We start from the raw sequence: 21408 nt of genomic DNA on the forward strand, positions 1-21408 counted from the left end.
ATGATGAGAAAAATGGTATATGGGTTAGCCACATCGTTGTCTATGTTTGCTACATTTGCTGTATCAGTGGCGAGTTACGTGTATGTTTATCAAGGGGATACACCCGAGGAACTACTGAAATAAACAAAATGCCGAGATAGAAAAATGATACATAGAGCTGCTATTAAGCAGCTTCTTTTTATGCAAAAAAAATCAGGCGCTCCATTTAAAGAGCGCCCGAATGGGAGAGGAGAAACCGGACGAAGAGCTTATGGGGAAACGTAAGTCTTCTCCGCGGTTGTCTACGACATTGGTTGAATGCCGATATCCTAAGGATGCCCAGGGAATGGTTTTTTATACCTGCCTCATCCTAAGTTTTTCAAACGGCGGTGCATGTGGTACGATAGCGTCATAATCTATGGTTATGAACACATATAGAAAATAGGTGAGTTTCAGCGTGAGAGTGGTATCAGGTAGTGCCAAAGGAAGGCCGTTAAAGGCAGTTCCCGGCACAGGGACGCGGCCAACCACGGATAAGGTCAAGGAAGCGCTATTTAGCATGATAGGTCCTTATTTTGATGGGGGAGTCGCACTTGATCTGTTTGCTGGCAGTGGCGGCCTAGGTATAGAGGCGCTTAGCCGGGGGATGGACAAGGCTGTTTTTATTGATATGGAATCCAAAAGCATTGATGTCATTAAAGAAAATTTGCGAAAAACTGGATTGGAAGGACAGGCTGAAGTGTTCCGCAATGATGCCGGACGAGCGCTCAAGGCGCTGGCAAAACGTGGAGCTCTTTTTGATGCTGTTTTTCTGGATCCGCCCTATCGTCTCAAACACGGAGATGAATTGATGAGCCGTATGGTTGAATTGAACTTGCTTCGTTCAGATGCAATCATCGTGCTGGAGTATGAATCGGGACATGAATATCCGGAAAGCTTCGGGCCGTTCGAACAGGTTAGAAAAGCAGTCTATGGGGAAACGGCGTTATCCATTTATCATTTTGCAGCCGATGCTTTATCGGATGTCGAAGAACATACAGAAGCCGGAGTGGTCAAGTTCGGCATCATCGAATCAGACGGGGAGGACCATCATGATTGAGCACAAACCACGTATTGCCGTATATCCGGGAACCTTTGATCCTGTGACAATGGGGCACCAGGATATTATTCAAAGAGCAGCCAGACAGTTTGATCTATTGATTGTCGCGGTTCTTAACAATATTAGTAAAAATCCGCTGTTTTCACTTGAGGAACGAATGGAGCTGCTGCGAACGGTAACTCGCAATATCCCGAACGTTGAGGTGGACAGCTTCCGTGATTTGACAGCTAATTATGTACGTCAAAAAGGGGCCCAAGTTATTGTCAGAGGAATCCGGTCGGTGACTGATTTTGAATATGAGCTGCAATTAGCCTCTACAAATCATAAGCTGAACCCGGATGCGGAAACGATCTTTATGATGACCAATCCGGCTTATTCATATCTGAGTTCCAGTATGGTGAAGGAAATTGCGCATTTTGATGGCAAGGTTGTAGATCTGGTGGCACCGGAGGTGGAAGACGCGCTGCGTGCAAAGGTCAACGCAAATCGCGGCGGCTCCACCATGAAGTCATAAAGGAAAAGGCCAGCAGGGTAACTATAATTGTACCCAGCAGCGCAATGGACAGTACGGTTAGTTGCCAGGGGTACATAGATGTTCCTTCTATTTGTGTTAGTAAGCTGCTGGCTTCGGCCATGACAGGATGCGTGGCGGATTCATTTACGCTTTCCGCAAAAGAAGACACAGAACTGCGACTGACGTAAGCGGGAATTGTATTGCTGACGATGCGGTTAAGCGGGACCCATGTCGCCAAGGTAAGTCCAAAAGCAATGATCCCATGGAGCACTCGTGACAAGGTGAAGGTGATACCCTTGTCGGAAGGTCTGGTGACGGCGGTAATTTGAAGCCAGCCGCACAGGCCGCCCCAGCCCAACACAGCACTGATCAGCGCTGCTTGTGTACGGAGATCGTAGGGCAGACGGCTGATTTCATAGGAACCCAGATGGATTTCCATCCAAGCAGGCCATATGAAAGAAAGCGATCCTTGGCCTGTGTATATGGACAGCAGTCGAATCAGTACGGAAAAGAAAATAATGAATCCACCTGTCACCATCAGCGTCTGTACAGCATGGGATACGGTTTCGCCCAACAGTTTTCCGAAGCTGCGGCCGTCCCGTTCTCTGGCAGAACGGGTAGCTTCCCATGCGGATCGGATCAGGGAGGGAGAAGTACGGGAAACTGAGGTGCGCCGAAGGGCAGCTGGCGTTTCCCGTTTTTGCAATTCTTTGGACGGTACAGGTAGTCTGGCGGTGATCCAGCCTGCCAGCAGCCCGGAAATCCAGTGAACGGCAAGTAACATCACGCCTACGGCAGCATTGTGCAGTAGCCCTGTCCCGATGACGAGCAGGATGGTAATCGGATTGCAGAAATGAGCGATGGCGGTTAGACGTCGAAGCTGAAGCGCGGTCATATCTTCCTGTTGTGACCATTGGCGTACTGCTTCCGCAGCAGCCGGGAATCCCGCGGTCAGGCCGAGGGCCAACACCCAGCCGCTTCGTCCGGGTAGACGGAACCAGAATCGCATAAACGGTTCCAGCAGGACACCTAGTCCATGTACTAGACCAAAGGCGATGAGCATTTCGGACAGCATCAAAAAAGGTAGCATAGCTGGGAAAATAATATTCCACCATAGCTTAAGGCCTTGAGTAGAGGCTTGAAATACTTTTTCTGGTGAGGCGACAACAGCCAGTACAAGCAAAATGGCTCCGAGGCCAAGCAGTACGGTTGTCCAATAAGGAGCGGAATGGGCTTCCTTTTGCATCAAAAAATTCACCTCTCATAAATATGCTAAGGAGAGTCGGATGCTATCTCCAGCGTTTATTCACGTTCGCTGTCTTGGGATAGGTTGTTCGTATACGTTGTCGTAAATAATGTATGCTTTTTTGAAAGGCTTGAGAACAGGTGCACAGAGGCACTTGGATAAGATGGGAGAAGTTAGGCTGGAAGGGGGGAGAAGCAATGAAACGAATAAACCGGAAAAGAGCTTTTTTTACAACCGGTTATGTCTTAATGCTGGCTGCAATGGTCTATGTGCTGGTCTATATGCCAACCCCTTATCTGATCTACGGACCAGGTGGGGCAAATGAGATCAAACCGATGGTTAGAGTCCGGGAGGGTGACAGCATCGAACGGGGGGCCTTTATGATGACGACGGTATCGGCGCGTTATGCCAATGTTATCATGTTGGGTCTGTCCAAGTTGGACCGCAATTCGGAGATTCAGCGCAAAGAGGATCGTCTGCATGGAAAAAGTGAAGACGAGTATGCGGCAGAACAGTTATGGTATATGGGGGATTCCCAATCTTCCGCGATGGAGGCTGCCTACACCCGTGCCCATGTCCCCTATCGCATTGTGCCGGATTACGTGTATGTATTTAAGGTCCCGGGATCGAGCAGCGTGTTTGACCCCGGGGATGAAATATTGGAGCTGAACGGCGTGAGGGTGACCGATAATCGTTCCATTCGGAAGGCTTTGGAGGACGAAAAACCGGGAATAATGGCTAAAGTGAAGCTAAAGCGCGATGGAAAGTTGCTGTCCGTGCAAGCTCCTTTAACGACCATTACGGACAGTGAGACGGGCAAGCAACGTTCCGGATTTGGCGTCAGTATTGCCACGGTACAGAAGGTAGAGCCGAAGGATGGACGTAAAACGATTCATTTTACATCTACGGATGTTGGCGGTCCTTCGGCAGGTTTGATGTTTACCATGGAAATCTATAACCAACTGACACCAGGTGATTTGAGTAAGGGATATCGTGTAGCCGGTACGGGTACCATTGATAAGGACGGTCAGGTTGGAGCGATTGGTGGTGCAAAGTATAAAATAGTTGCTGCTGACCGTCAGGGTGCGGATTTGTTTTTCGTCCCTGCGGATAATTATAAAGAGGCCAAGACCAAAGCTGAGCAAATTGGAACCCGGATGAAGCTTGTTCCGGTTCGCAAACTTGGCGATGCGCTGAATTATATGGAAAAGCTGCCCATCAAACCATAATAGGCGGTCGCAAGTAATCAGCATACATGTCGCGGATGGCGGGGCGTGGCATCCCGGCTGCATGTATGGCGGCTGCGGCTGTATCCCAGTCCAGATGAGGATGTGATCCGGCAGACAGCTTGACCCATACCGGAAGGGTGGCTGTCTGCTTCATACGTGCCAGCAGTTCGCGTCCAGCCCTGTTAAAGCCAAGCACGCGGATATAGCCCGGACCTTTCGCCAGCTCAGCCGGAGTCATATCGGATTTGGCATGATTTAGCAAAATATGTGCACACATCCGCTGGAGCTTCGTACGAGTATAGCGCCTTGTCTTGATCGCGGCGAGCAGGGCCTCCACAGAGGGCTGGGGCAGCGTGTAAAGCGATTGTCGCAGACGATGCTCCAGCCCTTCGGTGACCTCGTGCAGCTCCGCCAGCTGCTGCGAGCTACGTGTGATCAGGGCGTTCAGCAGCGGCTGGCTGAACGCTTCCCAATGCAGCGGTGCGCGTCCGGCTTGCCACTCGCGCCGTAAAATCCCCAGTGTCGCCGCAGGTATGTATGGCGACGCGGCCTCCGGCCCGCCGTCCAGCAGCAGACGGCGAATGGCCGTGGCACTGGCGATGACTCCGTCCGCAGGGGCCACGGCTTCATGGTAGCCCGATCCCGTGCGGGCTACCGTGAAGGGCTTGATTGTGCTGCCCAGCCGTTCCAGCGCAATCAAGTAATGCAGCCCCAACGTATTGTTGGGCTGCTGCATGAGGGCGGCGAGCGCAGCGCCGTCCGCTCCTTCGGCCGCGAGCGCGGCTGCGGCTCCCGCGTAGGCAGCGGGATAGCTCGCGCCGCTACTCAGGCGCTGCGCGATGCCGGCCTTGAGCTCGGCCGGCTCTGCCGCCAGCACGCGGGCCAGCGCGCGCAGCGGGGCGATGTCTCCGCTCTCGCTGCCGAAGCAGAGCGCGTCTACGATGCCTGTCGCATGGAGCAGGGCGATTGCTCCGCGGGCAAACCATTCTGCAGGCTGGACGGCATAGGCCACAGGCAGCTCCAGAACGAGGTCCACACCCATGGCGAGTGCCATTTCGGTGCGGGACCATTTGTCTGTAATCGCGGGTTCACCTCGCTGAAGGAAAGGACCACTCATCACAGCCACTGTGCGCTGTGCACCAGTGATGCGAAGAGATTCCTCCCAGTGATGGACATGTCCGTTATGCAGGGGATTGTACTCTACAATCATACCGAGTGTTTTCAAGACCGTATGTCGGCTCCTTTCTTATAGTAGCTTATTGGATAACTATTTTGACAATAATGGTTAAGTACCCGTGAATGATTGTTTTCAGGGCAGCTATACTGATTTTTCAGCATCGGCATGAACAAGACCATTGAGACCTGGACGAAAAAGCTTTATACTCGCATTATTGTACACGAAGAGTGGCGGGGGTACGAATACTCATCAGTACATGTTTAGCACAATGCATTTTTGCTTCTGCATAAAACTTGTCGAACCATTGGAAAACCGGTGGATTTGTGAGTGGTGTAAAGTGAAAGGTGTTGACAAACGACTCGATCAGTCGGTATAATAATTTTTGTTTGTTTGGAGTGATAGTGATGCAACTATTTTTTCGCAAAGTAGCAACAAGTGACGGTCCTTTTCCTATCCGTGAATCTCTTAATGTGAGTGAATTGGTGGATGATCGTGCTGATGTTACGGCCGTTTCCCCGCTGGAGACCGACTTGGTCGCCGTTAGTCTGGGTCAAGGGTTGATGAGCGTGGAAGGCACGTTGACCGCAGGTCTGGACATGCTCTGCTCACGCTGTTTAAGCCCGATGCACGAGGATTTAAAGATTGAATTCCGTGAACGGTTCAAGCAAACCTCTTCGAGTGTTGAAGAGGAGGATGAAGACGGCGATTTTATCGCAGTGACGGAGGACTCCTTCGACATTGCACCGTATTGTGAAGAACTGTTTGTGCTGCATGTGCCGTTTGCGCCTTTGTGCAGTGAGGATTGTCAGGGAATCGCACCAAAGACCGGACAAAACTGGAGTATTGGCTCCGATGACAGTAGCGATGGCGATACGGAAAAGATTGATCCGCGTCTGGCAGGGCTTAAGGATTTTTTTAAATGAGAATTGAGTTCAATTCTGAAAAATCATCATCCGCTTGTGCCGGAGAGTTACTGAACCGATGCGTGGATGTTGCAGGCTTGATTCACCGGCTGTAAGATAATTGCTTCTGGCATTTTCTTCAGTCTTGAATGAGATAAGAAGTCATACCCGTTATGCGGGGTTGATCTGGTTAAGGAGGTGGGAATAATGGCAGTACCTCAACGGAGAACATCCAAAACTCGTCGCGACAAACGTCGTACTCACTTTAAACTGGCGGTACCAGGTATGGTGAAATGCTCCGAATGCGGCGAATTGAAACTTGCTCACCATGTGTGCAAAGTTTGCGGAACGTACAAAGCTAGAGAGATCATCTCTCAATAATGTCCGATAAGCGGATTCTTTGGAATCTTCGCAGAAAAAGTAGCGCTTCACTTCAGTGAGGCGCTACTTTTTTTGTCTGCATGCTTCCTTTTTACGTCAGCATGCTATATACTGTTTTAGTACCAGGTTCTAAGAAAGAAGGGCCGAAGGGGTTCCTTTATACATACAAGAAGACAAATCGGCTTGAAGTTTCGCCGTTAGAAAGTGAAGTAAAGTAACCCGAACTGTCGTCTGAACGATGGTTTATTGTAGGGAAAGGAGGCGTCACTGACATCGAACGTTTGCCGAAGAGACAGAGACAGCAGCGGCTGACTCAATTAATTGATGATAATCCATTCGTAACGGATCAGGAATTGACAAGACAGCTGAAGGTGAGTATTCAGACTATTCGGCTGGACCGGATGGAGCTGGGAATCCCGGAATTGCGGGAACGGCTAAAGCTGATGGCTGAGCGCTCCTACGACCAGGTTCGTTCCTTGCCTTTGCATGAAGTGATCGGGGATATCGTTGATCTGCAGTTGGATCGAAGCGGTATTTCGATTTTTCAGATTAAAGAGGAACATGTTTTTTCGCGTACTGGCATTGCGCGGGGGCATTATGTATTTGCTCAGGCCAATTCATTGGCCGTTGCTGTGATTAATGATGAGATAGCATTGACTGCATCAGCGGATATACGCTTTGTCCGCCCGGTTCATTTAGGTGAAAAGTGCATTGCCAAGGCATATGTACGTTCAAATCCAGAACAAAAAGGGAAGGCTAAAGTGGAAGTTTTCGCCTACGTAGGAGAAGAAATGGTGTTCCAAGGCAACTTTGTCATTTATCGCTCCACGGAGGAAGAGTATAGCGAAGGAGGAAGTCAGCATGCGGATCGCCATTGATGCCATGGGGGGAGATAATGCTCCTGAGGCGACAGTAGAGGGCGCGCTATCTGCGGCGGCGGAATGGAAGGATACGGACATTACGCTGGTTGGTGACCGGGAACGAATTGAATCGGTTCTGAACGGTAGAGCGTTGCCGACGAACCTCAGCATTCGCCATGCATCCGAAACGATAGATGCGCAGGACGAGCCTGTAAAGGCAGTGCGCCGCAAAAAGGATGCTTCAATGGTCGTAGCTGGTCGAATGGTCAGAGAAGGCGAAGCGGATGCCATGATATCTGCAGGTAATACAGGCGCGCTAATGACCACGGGGTTGCTGGTGGTTGGAAGAATGGAGGGCATTGAACGTCCGGCTCTCGCGCCGATGATACCGACGATTGACGATCAGGGTATTCTGGCGCTTGACTTGGGAGCCAATATGGATGCCAAGCCTGAGCATCTTGCCCAGTATGCACTGATGGGGAGCTTGTATCGTCAGAAAGTTCACGGTGTGGCTTCTCCAAGGGTGGGTCTGCTGAATGTGGGGACTGAAGCTGGGAAGGGCAATGAACTGACGAAGTTGGCATTTCCACTTATTGAGCAGTTACCTGTCCATTTTGTGGGTAATGTTGAATCGAGAGATGTGTTAACTGGAAATTGCGATGTACTGGTGTGTGATGGATTTGCTGGAAATATCATGCTAAAATCACTAGAGGGTACAGCGGGGGCCATATTTTCTCTCTTAAAAGAGCAATTCACCAAATCCTTGAAGACCAAGCTTGCGGCAGCCTTGATTATGCCTGAGCTCCGCAGTCTGAAAGGTAAATTGGATTATAAAGAGCATGGCGGGGCTCCTTTGCTGGGTTTGAGTGGACTCGTCCTGAAAAGTCACGGTTCGTCTGACGGCGTTGCCGTCAAAAATGCGGTAAGGCAGGCTCGTACGGCCTTGCAAAACCGGTTGGTGGAAAGTATATCCAAGGAAATCAGCAGGAAGTGAGTGACGATATGAATAAATTACGGCCGGTTGGTGTTATCGGAACAGGGAAATACGTACCTGAGAAAATTCTGACCAATAAAGATTTGGAAGCAATCGTAGAAACAAGTGATGAATGGATTGTCAGCCGTACAGGGATTCAGGAGCGCCATATTGCAGCTCCAGAGCAGGCTACATCTGATTTAGCTTATGAAGCAGCAATTAAGGCGTTGGAGTCCGCGGGTATGACGGCACAGGATCTGGATTTAATTATTGTAGCTACGGTTACACCGGATATGGCGTTTCCGTCAACTGCCTGCATTCTTCAGGACAAACTGGGAGCCAAAGGCGCAGCGGCTTTCGATTTGTCTGCGGCATGCTCGGGTTTTGTATACGGACTGGCTACGGCAACGAGCTTCATTAAGACAGGTATTTATAATAATGCGTTAATCATTGGGGCAGACTGTCTTTCTCGGATTACAGATTATACCGACCGCAATACCTGTGTCCTATTCGGAGATGGTGCAGGAGCTGTAGTGATTGGCGAAGTGCCTGAAGGCAGAGGATTCCAATCCTTTGATCTCGGGGCTGAAGGTGCAGGTGGAACCTTGCTTAAGCTGGAAGCTGGTGGCTCGCGTTTGCCTGCGAGTGCAGACACACTGGAGAATAAACAGCACTATATTTACATGAACGGACGCGAAGTGTTCAAGTTCGCGGTTCGTGTTATGGGAACGGCAACGGTTGATGTGTTGGAAAAAGCAGGGCTGTCCAAAGATGATATTGATCTGTTCGTTCCACATCAAGCCAATGTTCGCATCATCCAATCGGCGATGCAACGTCTGGATTTGCCAGAGGAAAAGGTAGTTGTTAATGTTCATAAATATGCGAATACATCCGCAGCATCAATCCCTCTCGCCCTAGTAGAAGCAGCTGAGGAAGGCCGCATGAAGGAAGGCGACCGTGTATTAATGGTGGGCTTTGGCGGTGGCTTGACCTGGGGAGCGTCGGTTCTTGTCTGGTAATAAGATGGGATTTTTAGTATAATATTGAATTTGTGTAGTGTTTTACAGGACAAGCATTGGATATAGAGAGGTGCATACACGATGGGCAAAACGGCATTTATATTCCCCGGTCAGGGTTCACAAGCTGTAGGTATGGCTAAAGATGCTTATGAAGCAGTTCCAGCTGCAACAGAAGTATTTCGCCAAGCGGACGAACGGTTAGGGTTCGCACTAAGCACACTGGTTTTTGAAGGGCCAGACACAGCTTTGAAGCAAACATCCAATACGCAGCCTGCACTGTTAACGGCGAGCATTGCACTGTATGAAGCGTTCAAGGAAAAAATGGACATTCATCCCGATTATGTAGCTGGGCACAGTCTAGGAGAGTACAGCGCGCTAGTTGCTTCAGGTGTCCTTGCATTTGCGGATGCGGTTGAGACTGTTCGTGCACGTGGTCAGTTTATGGAACAGGCTATTCCTGATGGACAAGGCGGTATGGCTGCTGTGTTGGGAGCTGATCGTGAAGCATTGGCAGCATTGTGCCGTGATATTACGGAGTCTGGTCAACTGGTCGAACTAGCCAACATCAATTGTCCCGGACAGATTGTCGTATCTGGTACGAAGGAAGGCGTAGCTGCTGTCGCTGAACGTGTGAAGGAAGCAGGCGGCAAGCGTGCTATTACTCTGGAGGTTAGCGGTCCTTTCCACTCGTCATTGATGAAGGAAGCAGCGACCAAGCTCTCAGACAAGTTGGGGACTGTAACTTTCTCTGAAGCTCAGATTCCGGTGGTGGCCAATGTAACAGCTAAACCTGTACGTGAGGGGAATGAAATCCGCCAACTGTTGGTGGATCAGGTCTATTCTCCGGTACTGTGGGAAGACAGTGTAGCATGGCTACTGGAACAAGGTGTTGACACTTTTGTTGAGTTTGGACCGGGAAGTGTTTTGACTGGACTGGTTAAAAAAATCGACAAAACGGTTAAGCTGTATAATATAAGTAGCCTGGAGTCGATTGCTTCTGTAACGGAAGCCTTGGAGGCCCGTTAAAAGTATAATCATTGCCTTAACGGGTTATATACTTGCAAGGGAGGACTATGATGTCTAAGCCATTAAGTGGAAAAACGGTGCTCGTTACGGGAGCGTCGCGCGGAATTGGCCGTAGTATCGCGCTGGCGCTGGCTGATGCAGGCGCTAATGTGGCGGTAAACTATGCTGGTAGTGAAGCGGCTGCGACTGAGGTAGCTGAGCAGATTCGTGCCAAAGGTGTGGAGGCTATTACAGTTCAGGCTAATGTCGGTCGCGCTGACGAAGCAGATCAGTTGATCAAGGATGTGATTGGCGCTTGGGGCAAGATTGACATCCTGGTGAATAATGCCGGCATAACAAGAGATAATTTAATCATGCGCATGAAGGAAGAGGAATTCGATCAGGTGATCGAAACGAATCTGAAGGGTGTGTTTAATTGTCTTAAGGCGGCAACACGTCCAATGATGAAACAGCGTTCTGGCCGAATTATCAATATCTCCTCCGTGGTTGGTGTCCTTGGCAATGCAGGACAAGCCAACTACGTTGCTGCTAAAGCAGGGGTGATTGGTCTTACCAAATCCTCTGCTCGAGAGCTTGCTTCGAGAGGTATTACAGTGAACTGCGTGGCTCCTGGATTCATCGATACTGAGATGACGCAGGTACTGGCTGATGATTTGCGTGACAATATGCTTAGCGGTATTCCGCTGGCCCGTCTTGGACGGCCTGAGGAAATTGCTGATGTGGTGCTGTTCTTGGCCTCGGATGCTTCCTCATATATGACGGGCCAGACTTTGCATGTGGATGGCGGCATGTATATGTAGTAGCATGTTGCCAATCTGCATGCCCCGATGAAGAGTTGTCAAAGAAAACTCTCTTCTATGGCATTTTAATTGTAATTTTCGTATAATACCTAAGAGGAGGTGAGCCGGATGTCCGATGTATTGGAGCGCGTAAAACGCATTGTCGTTGACCGTTTGGGAGCCGACGAAGCCGAAGTTACACTTGAAGCATCTTTTAAAGATGATTTAGGCGCTGATTCTCTCGATGTAGTTGAATTGGTAATGGAATTGGAAGATGAGTTTGATATGGAAATCTCTGATGAAGATGCAGAGAAAATTACAACTGTAGGTGAAGTTGTGAAGTACATACAATCTCATACCTAATTCATGTCATCAAAAGTCCCGTTCTGTTACAGGCGGGACTTTCTCCTAATTATACAGATTGAACTAAAGGCGGAATTGCTGCGTGTTTTTGAGTTTGGTTCAGCTTAACTTAGTCAAAGGCTGAGAAGTATGCCGCATTACTAACTTTAGTTGATTCTATATTATTTTTACGCACAAAAGTGTGCGGTCTTAAAATACAATATGCAGTAGACATAGAGGTGATTATCTTTGAAACAACGTGTTGTCATAACAGGAATGGGTGTAATCACTTCGCTGGGACAGGATTTGAACACACTATGGGATAATCTGATGGCCGGAAAATCCGGCGTCAGTGAAATCGAAGCTTTCGATACAAGTGAGTACACTACGAAAATAGCCGCTTCCATTAAAGATTTTAATCCAGAGGATTATATTGAACGTAAGGATGCGCGTAAAATGGACCGCTTTGTGCAGTTTGCGGTTGCTGCTAGTAAATTGGCGCTTGAGGACAGCGGACTTGTAATCGGAGAAAATGCGGAAGCTGAGCGTGTTGGTGTATCTGTCGGTTCCGGTATTGGCGGATTGGGAACTTGGGAAGATCAGCACAACGCACTGATTGAAAAAGGACCTAAACGCGTAAGCCCTTTCTTCATCCCGATGATGATTGCTAATATGGGTTCCGGTCAAGTGTCGATTTCGCTCGGTGCTAAAGGCCCAAATACATCACCAGTTACGGCTTGTGCCACGGGCAGTCATGCTATTGGCGATTCCTTCCGCATGATTCAGCGCGGTGACGCAGACGCCATGATTTGCGGAGGAGCTGAGGCGACTATCCGTCCGATTGGTATGGCTGGATTTTGTTCCATGCGAGCGATGTCCACGCGTAACGACGAGCCTGAAAAGGCAAGCCGCCCTTTTGATACCGAAAGAGACGGGTTTGTTATGGGCGAAGGCTCTGGTGTTCTTATTCTGGAATCGTTGGATCATGCTTTGAAGCGTGGTGCGCGTATTTACGGTGAAGTGATTGGCTACGGTCTTTCTGGCGATGCTCATCATATGACAGAGCCTGATCCAGAGGGAGCAGCACGCTGCATTAGAATGGCGATCCGTGACGCTGGATTGAATCCTGAAGAGATTGATTATATCAATGCACATGGTACGTCTACGCCAGTCGGTGATAAATCCGAAACGGAAGCAGTTAAGAAAACGCTTGGAGATCATGCCTATAAGGTAGCGATCAGCTCAACTAAGTCGATGACAGGGCATTTATTGGGTGCAGCGGGCGGCGTTGAAGCCGTGATCTGTGGTCTCGCCCTTCAGCATCAGACGATTCCGCCAACGATTAATTTGGATAATCAAGACCCGGCATGCGATCTTGATTATGTACCTAATAAGCCGAGAAAAGCGGAACTGAATGTGGTTATGTCCAATTCCTTTGGTTTTGGCGGTCACAATGCTACGGTTATTCTAAAAAAATATGAAGCATAAGGGGTCAGTTCGTTGAGTGGAGACTTGAAGCAATTACAGCAGAAACTTCATATTCAATTCAACAATCGGCAGCTTCTGAAGCAGGCCTTTACGCACGCTTCCTACGTAAACGAACATCGGTTCAGTCAGCATGCAGACAATGAGCGTCTTGAATTTTTAGGTGACGCTGTTCTGGAATTGACGGTGTCCGAGCAATTGTACAATCAGTACCCTAACCGACCCGAAGGCGAACTCACCAAGCTGCGTGCAGCTATTGTCTGTGAGCCTTCTCTGGTGAAGTTTGCTGTCGGGCTTGAGTTCGGGCAATATGTGCTGCTTGGAAAAGGTGAAGAGTTGACAGGTGGACGTACTCGTCCGGCTCTGTTGGCTGATGTATTCGAAGCGTTCGTAGGTGCGCTTTATTTGGATCAGGGTCTGGAGGCCGTCCGTTCGTTTCTGGAACATTATATTTTTCCTCAAATTGTATTAAATGGTAAACTTCAGATGAGTGATTTCAAAACAGAGCTTCAGGAACTGACACAGCATCATAACATGGGGATGCTTGAATACAAGATTGTAGAGGAGCGCGGACCAGCCCATGAGCGCGAGTTTGTAGCCGAGGTATATATGGACAGCGAACGGCTAGGGGCAGGTACGGGGCGCTCCAAAAAAGAAGCAGAGCAGCAAGCGGCGGCAGTAGCTTTAAACCGTTTGAAGCTGGCAGAATCGTAATCGGTACCTGAGCAGCCCGGACGGGTTACGCAAGCAGGGGGCACAAAGTAAGAGCAAAGGGCAGTCCGCGGGGAGTCCCGGCCCGTAATGGCGAATGGACTGCGTTTTGCTCTTTTTTCGTGGCTTGCTGGTGTAATGTGAGTGTTGGTACTGTGCTTTAAACAAGCTAGTTTATGCTACAATAGGGATAATTCATATCAATCAGGTAAACGGTGTTGTACAAGCATATTTGAAATGTTAGAGGTGAGATTGAGCATGTTTTTAAAGCGCATTGAGCTGGCGGGCTTCAAATCGTTTGCAGATAAAACGGAAATGGAATTTGTCCGCGGCATTACGGCAGTCGTCGGACCCAACGGAAGCGGAAAAAGTAATATTTCCGACGGGATTCGTTGGGTGCTGGGCGAACAGAGTGCCAAATCACTGCGTGGCGGCAAAATGGAGGACATTATTTTTGCAGGTAGTGATGCTCGTAAGGCTGTTAATTACGGTGAAGTATCGCTTACGTTGGATAATGAAGATCAGGCGTTGCCTCTGGATTTTGGTGAAGTTACGGTAACGCGACGTGTACATCGAAGTGGGGATAGTGAATATTTCATTAATCGGCAATCATGCAGACTCCGAGATATTACAGAGCTGTTTATGGATACAGGGATTGGTAAAGAAGCTTATTCCATTATTGGGCAGGGACGCATTGAAGAAATCCTAAGTACTCGATCTGAGGATCGTCGAGGTATTTTTGAGGAAGCCTCGGGTATCGTAAAATATAAATCCCGTAAAAAAGATGCGGTTCGCAAGCTGGATGAGACGGAGCAAAATTTGCTGCGTATTCACGATTTAGTTAGTGAACTGGAGGATCAGATTGGACCGCTTAAGGAGCAGTCAGAAAAGGCGATTCATTTTAAAGAGCTACGCGGTGAATTGAAATCAAAAGAAATCTCTATGTACGTCCATCAAATTGAACAAATTCATACTTCGTGGAGCGATGCGACTTCCAAATTAGCTTTGCTGCAGCAGGAGCAACTTCAGTTGTCTACGGTGGTCTCCCGCCATGATGCGATGCTGGAAAGCGACCGCAACGAATTACGCCAGCTGGAAGAGCAAGTAGAACAGTTGCAAAGGGATCTGCTGCAATACAGTGAAGCGACGGAGAAAAGTGAAGGCTACGGCGAATTGCTCAAAGAGCGCACACGCAATCTGGCGGCTAATCGGGAACAACTGATCTTATCACTTAGTACAAGCGAATCACGGCATTCCGAGCGCAAGAGTGAACTGGATCAGCTGAACGAAAAGCTGTCTGCACTGAATGTAGAGCTTGACGAGTTGCGTGCGCGGCTGTCTGACGAAGAGGCAAAACTGATTGGAGTTACAGGCGGAATCAGCCAGGAGCAGGAAGAAAGTCTAAAGGGTGGTCTGCTGGAGCTGATGAATCAGATGGCGCAGGCGCGTAACGAAATCCGTTATACAGACCAACAGAAGGAAGCATTGGAACGGCGTGTGACTCGCGTAAGTGACGAATCCGGCAAATGGGAAGCCCAGAAAGTACAACTTGAACAGCGCAAAAAGGGATTGGAAGCTGCGGTTCAGAAGCTGGGGCAGGAAATCAGTAGTTTGCGTAGTGGCTATATTCAGGGAAGTGAAAAGTACCAGGCCCTGCAAAAACTTTTGGAAGAAAACCAGGGTACAGTTCGTAAATGGGAACAAAAACGTGAGGCTCAAATTTCACGGCGAGATACAATGAAGGAAATGCAGGATGACTTTGACGGCTTCATGCTTGGAGTTAAAGAGGTATTGAAGGCTGCACGAAAAGAAACCTTGCACGGTGTGCATGGAGCGGTAGCAGAGCTGATTCGGGTGCCTGAGCATTTAGAGCAGGCGATGGAAACCGCTTTGGGTGCTTCAGTTCAGCATATCGTGATGGAAAATGAATCCGTATCCAGACAGGCAATTAGTTTTCTAAAGCAACGTCAACTGGGCAGAGCAACATTTTTGCCTATGGATGTTATCCGCCCGCGTCAAATCGGCGCAGGAGAACGCCAAATTGCAGAAGGAGCTGAAGGCTTTGTCGGGATCGGTGCAGATCTTGTTCAGTATGATGTTCGATATGCCGGAATTGTAGGCAGTCTTTTGGGGAATGTGGTCATTGCTCGTACGTTGGAAGACGCAAACCGTATTGCGGCTCGTTGCCAATATAGATACCGCGTTGTCACTTTGGAAGGCGATGTTGTCAATGCAGGGGGTTCCATGACTGGTGGAAGCCAGTTCAAGAAAAATGCTAATCTGCTTGGACGCAAACGTCAGTTGGATCAGTTGGATCAAGACATTGTAGATACGGAGCAGCAAATTGCAAGGTTGCGCCAGAGTGCAATAGATACCAAACGCCAGTTGGAGGAGACACAGACCCGTCTGGACGAGCTGCGTCAGGGCGGCGATGTGAAGCGCGGTGAAGAGCAACAGATGGCAATGGAACTTAAGCAACTGGAGCATGAACTTCGTCATGTTCTGGAGCAGGTCGCTGCGTCTGGTCAGGAGAAAAAGGGCTTTGATCAGGAAATCAAGGAGCTGGAAACTTCCCGGGAAGAAGCGTTGGTAAAGTTAGCTGCGCTGGAGGAAGAAGAAAAGAAAACGCATCAGGCCATTCACGCTGCTGAATTCGCCCGTAAAGCCAACGAATCTGCCAAAGAGCAGTTGCAGGGAGAGCTCACGAATCTCAAAGTAAGAGAAGGAAAGCTGGACCAGGAACGCTTTTCATTGGAAGAGCAGTTGCGCAGATTGCGTGGGGATTATGATACTCTTGGTAAGGATTCAAGACAAAACAAAACGTTGCTTGCTTCCATCGAAGCAGATTTGCTGACCAATGAGCAGGAGACCGTGAAACAGATTGAAAATCTCAATCAATACCGTTTGAAAAAGGAAGAAGCCGCACAGCAACTGGAATTCAAGCGGGCTGCACGCAGCGGCTTGTCCAAAAAGCTTGAAGTGGCTGAAAACGATACAAAAGAACAGCGAATTCAGCTCAAGTCAGTGGAGGAGTTGCTTCGTCAAACGGAAATTGGAGTAAATCGACTTGATGTGGAACTGGAAAACGTTCTGAAAAAATTAAGTGATGATTATGAACTCAGTTATGAGTTAGCCAAGCAGCGTTACCCTATACCGGAAGATATTGAAGGTACGCAGAGCGAGGTGGAAAGGCTCAAACGTGGTATTTCCGCGTTGGGTGAGGTGAACCTGGGCGCCATTGATGAATACCAGCGTGTGCATGAGCGTTATACGTTTCTTGATGAGCAAAAGTCTGATTTGGTGGAGGCCAAGACAACACTTTATCAGGTTATTCGTGAAATGGATGAAGAAATGTCCAAACGCTTTAAGACTACGTTCGATGCTATTCGGCGCGAATTTGGAACGGTATTCTCCAAGCTGTTCGGAGGCGGACGTGCTGATCTCGTGTTACTTGACCCGGAACGCTTATTGGAGACGGGAATTGACATCGTAGCTCAGCCACCGGGCAAAAAACTGCAAAACTTGCAGCTACTGTCGGGCGGTGAGCGTGCGTTAACAGCGATGGCGTTACTATTTGCCATTTTACACGTTAAACCTGTTCCATTCTGTGTACTCGATGAAGTAGAGGCTGCATTGGACGAAGCAAACGTGGTGCGTTTTGCCCAGTATTTACGAGAATTCTCGGAGCAGACACAGTTCATTGTAGTCACACACCGCAAGGGCACAATGGAAGAATCTGATGTGCTGTACGGGGTTACGATGGAGGAAGGCGGGGTTTCCAAACTCGTATCTGTCAAGCTGGACAACGATGAAGCTGAGATTGCCTGACATTAAACAACATACTTTCAGACCAACGGAGGGAATCCATGAGTTTCTTTAGGAAATTGAAGGAAAGCATTGCAAACAAAACTGAATCGGTCACAAAACAGTTCAAAGATGGATTGGAAAAAACACGTAAAGGTTTTGTTGAAAAAGTAACGGACTTGATGATTCGCCGCAAAAAGATTGATGAGGAATTTTATGAGGAACTGGAAGAAATTCTGATCGGAGCGGACGTAGGCGTCAACACGGTTATGAACCTCATTGAAGACCTGCGAGAAGAAGTGAAAAAGCGCAAAATTGAAGATGCATCCGAATTACAGCCTGTATTGTCGGAAAAGCTGTCCGAGTTGCTGCGGGGGAATGACAACAGTCAGCTCAAAATGAGTCCTGACGGAATTACAGTCATTCTATTCGTGGGAGTCAATGGCGTCGGCAAAACGACAACCATTGGCAAGTTAGCTCATCGTTTTAAACAAGAGGGAAAAAAAGTATTATTGGCTGCCGGAGATACGTTCCGGGCGGGTGCGATCGAACAGTTGGAGGTATGGGGCGAGCGGGCAGGTGTAGAGGTTATTAAGCAGCAATCCGGTTCCGATCCGGCTGCAGTTATGTTTGATGCCGTACAGGCTGCCAAGCAGCGACAAGTGGATGTTTTGTTGTGTGATACCGCAGGACGTCTTCAGAATAAAAGCAATCTGATGGAGGAACTGAACAAAATTTTCCGTGTGATTCAACGCGAGATTCCAGATGCTCCTCATGAAGTGTTGTTGGTACTTGATGCGACGACTGGACAAAATGCACTTAACCAAGCCAAGCTGTTTGGTGAGAAAAGCGGTGTAACCGGGCTAGTACTAACGAAGTTGGATGGTACAGCGAAGGGCGGGATTGTTGTGGCCATCCGTCAGGAGCTGAATTTGCCTGTTAAGCTGGTGGGCTTAGGTGAAAAAGTGAATGATCTTCAACCGTTTGATTCCGAGCAATTCGTTCATGCGTTGTTCGCGGGGTTGATTCAGGAAGAGACGGTCGAAGCAACTGCTACAGGCGAGGAAGAACAGAACTGATACGTTTAAAGTGGGCTTTCATGCTACGTTTGGGATAACTAAGTAGCCATCCTGTTGCTGTTCAAGTTTGCCCAGATGTATAATGAAAGCAAGAGGTCTGTCGATGTCGTATATGTAATGTATCTTGTATGTAAAATATAAATCAGGAAGCCGGGTGAAAAACCGATGGCAAACACCTATACCTACTCCCGACGGGAAGAAGTAGCCAACGCCATTACACATGGAATTGGAGCCGTTTTAAGCGTGGCAGCGCTTGTGTTGCTTATTGTTTTTGCTAGCATGAAAGGAACCACTTGGCATGTCGTCAGCTTTACGATTTACGGGATTACGATGCTGCTGTTGTACACTAATTCAACGTTGCTTCATAGCCTGCGTGAAGGAAAAATGAAGGATTTGTTCGAAATATTCGATCATTCTTGCATTTACCTGTTCATTGCAGGTAGCTACACCCCGTTTATGCTCGTTGCACTGCGAGGTACTCTGGGATGGACACTGTTTGGAGTGATTTGGGGGATTGCACTGTTCGGTGTGTTGTTCAAGGCGTTCTTCACCAAGCGCTTCCTGTTTATGTCTACCGTGTTTTACATTGTGATGGGCTGGCTCATCACCATTGCCTGGAATCCTCTGGTTGCGACTGTTCCCGCCGGAGGGATGACGTTATTGTTCGTAGGTGGCCTTATGTATACGTTGGGCACGATTTTCTATGTGTGGCGGGCATTTCCATATCACCATGCGATCTGGCATCTGTTTGTTCTGGCAGGCAGCATACTTCATTTTCTGGCTGTTCTGCTGTATCTTACTCCGGTAAGGGTTTAAGTAACAATGGGTAAAAAGTCGATCCGTACTTCCGTTTAAGGACAGTGGATCGGCTTTTTTTTGTATGACAAGGGATAACGCTTGACATCTTCTTTTCTTTTAGGTATCATAAGGAACGTTGAAAAGAACTGTAAAGTGTTTTTCCTTGACGATGGAGGTATACAAGATGAGTCAGGAGAATCGGCTGGAAAAGACAAACCGGATTAACCGACTGTTTGACTTCTATGAACCTCTGCTTACAGAGAAGCAACAGATGTTTTTAAAATATTACTTCCATGATGATTTTTCTTTAGGGGAAATTGCATCGGAATTTCAAATTAGCCGTCAGGCAGTATATGAACATATTAAACGTGCTGAACAGGTATTGGAAATGTACGAGGAAAAGCTTGGTTTGCTAAGTAAGTATGAGCGCAGAATCCAAGATCTCGATGAATTAAATAAGACGTTGTATGAGGCATTCGGTAAAATCAGTGAGTCCGATGAAGGTACTCTGCAACATGTCCATCAAATTGTAAATCGCCTGCAGGAACTGTAGGACATATAGATTAAGAACAAACAACCCTGGTAGACAAGGAGGTGCGAAAGTATGGCATTTGAAGGATTATCGACTCGCTTGCAAAATGTATTCAGTAAACTGCGCGGTAAAGGAAAAGTGTCTGAGGATGATGTAGCTCAGGCGATGCGCGAAGTACGATTAGCTTTGCTTGAGGCGGACGTTAACTTCAAGGTTGTAAAGGACTTTATTGCCAAGGTAAAGGAGAAATCCGTTGGTAAGGAAGTGATGGACAGCTTTACGCCAGGCATGGTCATCATCGACATCGTGAACAAGGAACTGACCGAGTTGATGGGTGGCAGTCAGGCCAAGCTTGCCAAAGCAAACAAACCGCCTACGGTCATTATGATGGTGGGTCTCCAGGGCGCAGGTAAAACGACGACATCTGGTAAACTGGCGAAATTGCTGCAAAAGCAAAATCATCGCCCATTGCTTGTAGCTGGTGATATTTATAGACCAGCCGCGATCAAGCAGCTTCAGGTTCTTGGGGAGCAGATTAATACTCCTGTATTTACTCTGGGAGATCAGACAAGCCCAGTGGAAATCGCAAAACAGGGTTTGCAGCATGCTAAGGATAATGGAAATGACTACGTTATTATAGATACTGCCGGTCGTCTTCATGTTGATGAAGAGCTCATGGAAGAGTTGCGCCGGATTCATACCAACGTCAACCCGGATGAAGTTTTACTGGTTGTAGATAGCATGACGGGGCAGGACGCGGTTAACGTTGCGGAGCACTTTAATACTAGCCTAGAGTTAACGGGAGTTGTACTGACAAAGCTGGATGGCGACACTCGTGGTGGTGCAGCTTTATCGGTTAAAGCTGTAACGGGATGTCCGATCAAGTTTGCTACATTGGGTGAAAAGCTGGATGCGATGGAGCCGTTTCATCCTGAACGGATGGCTTCACGGATTTTAGGTATGGGTGACATGTTGTCCCTGATTGAAAAAGCGCAGTCCAATATCGACGCCGATAAGGCGAAGGAAATGGAACGGAAAATGCGTAATGCCGAGTTTACTTTCGAAGATTTTCTGGAGCAAATGGATCAAGTTAAGAAGCTTGGCCCAATCGACCAGATTCTTGATATGATTCCCGGTATGGGCAACATGAAGCAAATGAAAGATATCAAAGTGGATGACAAACAGATGGGCCGAATTGAGGCTATCGTTCATTCTATGACCACACAGGAGAAGCAAAACCCAGACATGATTAATCATAGCCGTCGCAAACGTATTTCTGTAGGCAGTGGAACATCACTGGCTGAGGTAAATCGTCTGATAAAGCAATTTGACGAAATGCGTCGCATGATGAAGCAGTTCTCAGATATGATGGGACCTAAGGGTGGCAAAAACAAGGCTATGAAGCAGTTGAAGAGTATGGGTAAAGGTATGAAGTTTCCTTTCCGCTAAGGCCAATAGGCCCTTGGAATTATG

At 48.3% G+C, this 21408-nt stretch carries 21 protein-coding genes; 19 read left to right on the forward strand and 2 right to left on the reverse strand.

Translation table 11 applies throughout. From position 1 onward, the window contains the following. The 3 genes from MLD56_RS09655 to coaD all read left to right on the forward strand — a co-directional run bounded on the left by MLD56_RS09655 (window position 1) and on the right by coaD (window position 1592). Window positions 1-123 carry a cyclic lactone autoinducer peptide gene (locus MLD56_RS09655; RefSeq protein ID WP_023988155.1) on the forward strand — a complete coding sequence of 41 codons (123 nt, stop codon included), beginning with the start codon at window positions 1-3 and terminating at the stop codon, window positions 121-123. 313 nt (window positions 124-436) lie between these two features. Then, entirely contained in the window at window positions 437-1078 is a 642-nt protein-coding gene (rsmD, locus tag MLD56_RS09660; protein ID WP_029514740.1) for a 16S rRNA (guanine(966)-N(2))-methyltransferase RsmD, read from the forward strand. Continuing rightward, window positions 1071-1592 carry a pantetheine-phosphate adenylyltransferase gene (gene coaD, locus MLD56_RS09665; protein WP_029514739.1) on the forward strand — a complete coding sequence of 174 codons (522 nt, stop codon included), beginning with the start codon at window positions 1071-1073 and terminating at the stop codon, window positions 1590-1592. The genes rsmD and coaD overlap by 8 nt, the downstream gene beginning before the upstream one ends. Here coaD and MLD56_RS09670 read toward each other — a convergent pair. Continuing rightward, window positions 1555-2838 carry a nucleoside recognition domain-containing protein gene (locus MLD56_RS09670; protein ID WP_029514738.1) on the reverse strand — a complete coding sequence of 428 codons (1284 nt, stop codon included), beginning with the start codon at window positions 2836-2838 and terminating at the stop codon, window positions 1555-1557. The two genes, coaD and MLD56_RS09670, sit on opposite strands and share 38 nt — an antisense overlap. A 197-nt stretch (window positions 2839-3035) precedes the next feature. On the opposite strand from MLD56_RS09670, the gene MLD56_RS09675 reads away from it, so the two are divergent. Further along, complete coding sequence (locus MLD56_RS09675; RefSeq protein WP_029514737.1) at window positions 3036-4067, forward strand: YlbL family protein; 1032 nt, start codon at window positions 3036-3038, stop codon at window positions 4065-4067. On the opposite strand, the gene MLD56_RS09680 is transcribed toward MLD56_RS09675, so the two are convergent. Further along, window positions 4057-5292 (reverse strand): nucleotidyltransferase, encoded by a 1236-nt coding sequence (locus MLD56_RS09680; RefSeq protein WP_241113501.1) that lies wholly within the window; start codon window positions 5290-5292, stop codon window positions 4057-4059. The two genes, MLD56_RS09675 and MLD56_RS09680, sit on opposite strands and share 11 nt — an antisense overlap. Before the next feature lie 356 nt (window positions 5293-5648). Between MLD56_RS09680 and MLD56_RS09685 the strand changes: the two genes are divergently transcribed. The 15 genes from MLD56_RS09685 to ffh all read left to right on the forward strand — a co-directional run bounded on the left by MLD56_RS09685 (window position 5649) and on the right by ffh (window position 21384). Continuing rightward, window positions 5649-6167: a YceD family protein gene (locus tag MLD56_RS09685; protein WP_029515015.1), complete on the forward strand. Its 519-nt coding sequence runs from the start codon at window positions 5649-5651 to the stop codon at window positions 6165-6167. Between the two features lie 186 nt (window positions 6168-6353). Further along, window positions 6354-6527, forward strand: coding sequence for a 50S ribosomal protein L32 (gene rpmF, locus MLD56_RS09690; protein WP_007429979.1), 174 nt, complete (start codon window positions 6354-6356; stop codon window positions 6525-6527). A gap of 281 nt (window positions 6528-6808) precedes the next feature. Then, a complete protein-coding gene (gene fapR, locus MLD56_RS09695; RefSeq protein ID WP_029515014.1) occupies window positions 6809-7405 on the forward strand; it encodes a transcription factor FapR in 597 nt (198 codons plus the stop codon). After that, the gene (plsX, locus tag MLD56_RS09700) at window positions 7389-8381 is read left to right on the forward strand and encodes a phosphate acyltransferase PlsX (RefSeq protein ID WP_029515010.1); all 993 of its coding nucleotides are present in this window, start codon (window positions 7389-7391) and stop codon (window positions 8379-8381) included. Before fapR ends, plsX begins: the two co-directional genes overlap by 17 nt. 8 nt (window positions 8382-8389) lie before the next feature. Further along, a complete protein-coding gene (locus MLD56_RS09705) occupies window positions 8390-9379 on the forward strand; it encodes a beta-ketoacyl-ACP synthase III (protein ID WP_029515009.1) in 990 nt (329 codons plus the stop codon). A gap of 81 nt (window positions 9380-9460) precedes the next feature. Continuing rightward, window positions 9461-10405, forward strand: a complete 945-nt coding sequence (gene fabD / locus MLD56_RS09710) for an ACP S-malonyltransferase (protein WP_029515007.1) — start codon at window positions 9461-9463, stop codon at window positions 10403-10405. Between the two features lie 50 nt (window positions 10406-10455). Beyond that, a complete protein-coding gene (gene fabG, locus MLD56_RS09715) occupies window positions 10456-11205 on the forward strand; it encodes a 3-oxoacyl-[acyl-carrier-protein] reductase (RefSeq protein WP_029515006.1) in 750 nt (249 codons plus the stop codon). 108 nt (window positions 11206-11313) lie between these two features. Then, a complete protein-coding gene (locus MLD56_RS09720) occupies window positions 11314-11547 on the forward strand; it encodes an acyl carrier protein (RefSeq protein WP_007429985.1) in 234 nt (77 codons plus the stop codon). Between the two features lie 228 nt (window positions 11548-11775). Continuing rightward, window positions 11776-13014 (forward strand): beta-ketoacyl-ACP synthase II, encoded by a 1239-nt coding sequence (gene fabF, locus MLD56_RS09725; protein ID WP_029515005.1) that lies wholly within the window; start codon window positions 11776-11778, stop codon window positions 13012-13014. Window positions 13015-13026: 12 nt separating this feature from the next. Beyond that, window positions 13027-13725 (forward strand): ribonuclease III, encoded by a 699-nt coding sequence (gene rnc / locus MLD56_RS09730; protein WP_029515003.1) that lies wholly within the window; start codon window positions 13027-13029, stop codon window positions 13723-13725. A 255-nt stretch (window positions 13726-13980) separates the two neighbouring features. After that, window positions 13981-17550, forward strand: coding sequence for a chromosome segregation protein SMC (gene smc / locus MLD56_RS09735; protein ID WP_029515001.1), 3570 nt, complete (start codon window positions 13981-13983; stop codon window positions 17548-17550). Window positions 17551-17588: 38 nt separating this feature from the next. Continuing rightward, a complete protein-coding gene (gene ftsY / locus MLD56_RS09740) occupies window positions 17589-18605 on the forward strand; it encodes a signal recognition particle-docking protein FtsY (protein ID WP_025721714.1) in 1017 nt (338 codons plus the stop codon). Between the two features lie 165 nt (window positions 18606-18770). Continuing rightward, window positions 18771-19421, forward strand: coding sequence for a PAQR family membrane homeostasis protein TrhA (trhA, locus tag MLD56_RS09745; protein ID WP_025721713.1), 651 nt, complete (start codon window positions 18771-18773; stop codon window positions 19419-19421). Between the two features lie 166 nt (window positions 19422-19587). Further along, window positions 19588-19956 carry a putative DNA-binding protein gene (locus MLD56_RS09750; protein WP_029514999.1) on the forward strand — a complete coding sequence of 123 codons (369 nt, stop codon included), beginning with the start codon at window positions 19588-19590 and terminating at the stop codon, window positions 19954-19956. A 51-nt stretch (window positions 19957-20007) separates the two neighbouring features. Further along, a complete protein-coding gene (gene ffh, locus MLD56_RS09755; protein ID WP_029514997.1) occupies window positions 20008-21384 on the forward strand; it encodes a signal recognition particle protein in 1377 nt (458 codons plus the stop codon). Window positions 21385-21408 lie beyond the last annotated feature (24 nt).

It is taken from the genome of Paenibacillus peoriae (genome assembly GCF_022531965.1).
Lineage (GTDB): Bacteria > Bacillota > Bacilli > Paenibacillales > Paenibacillaceae > Paenibacillus > Paenibacillus polymyxa_D.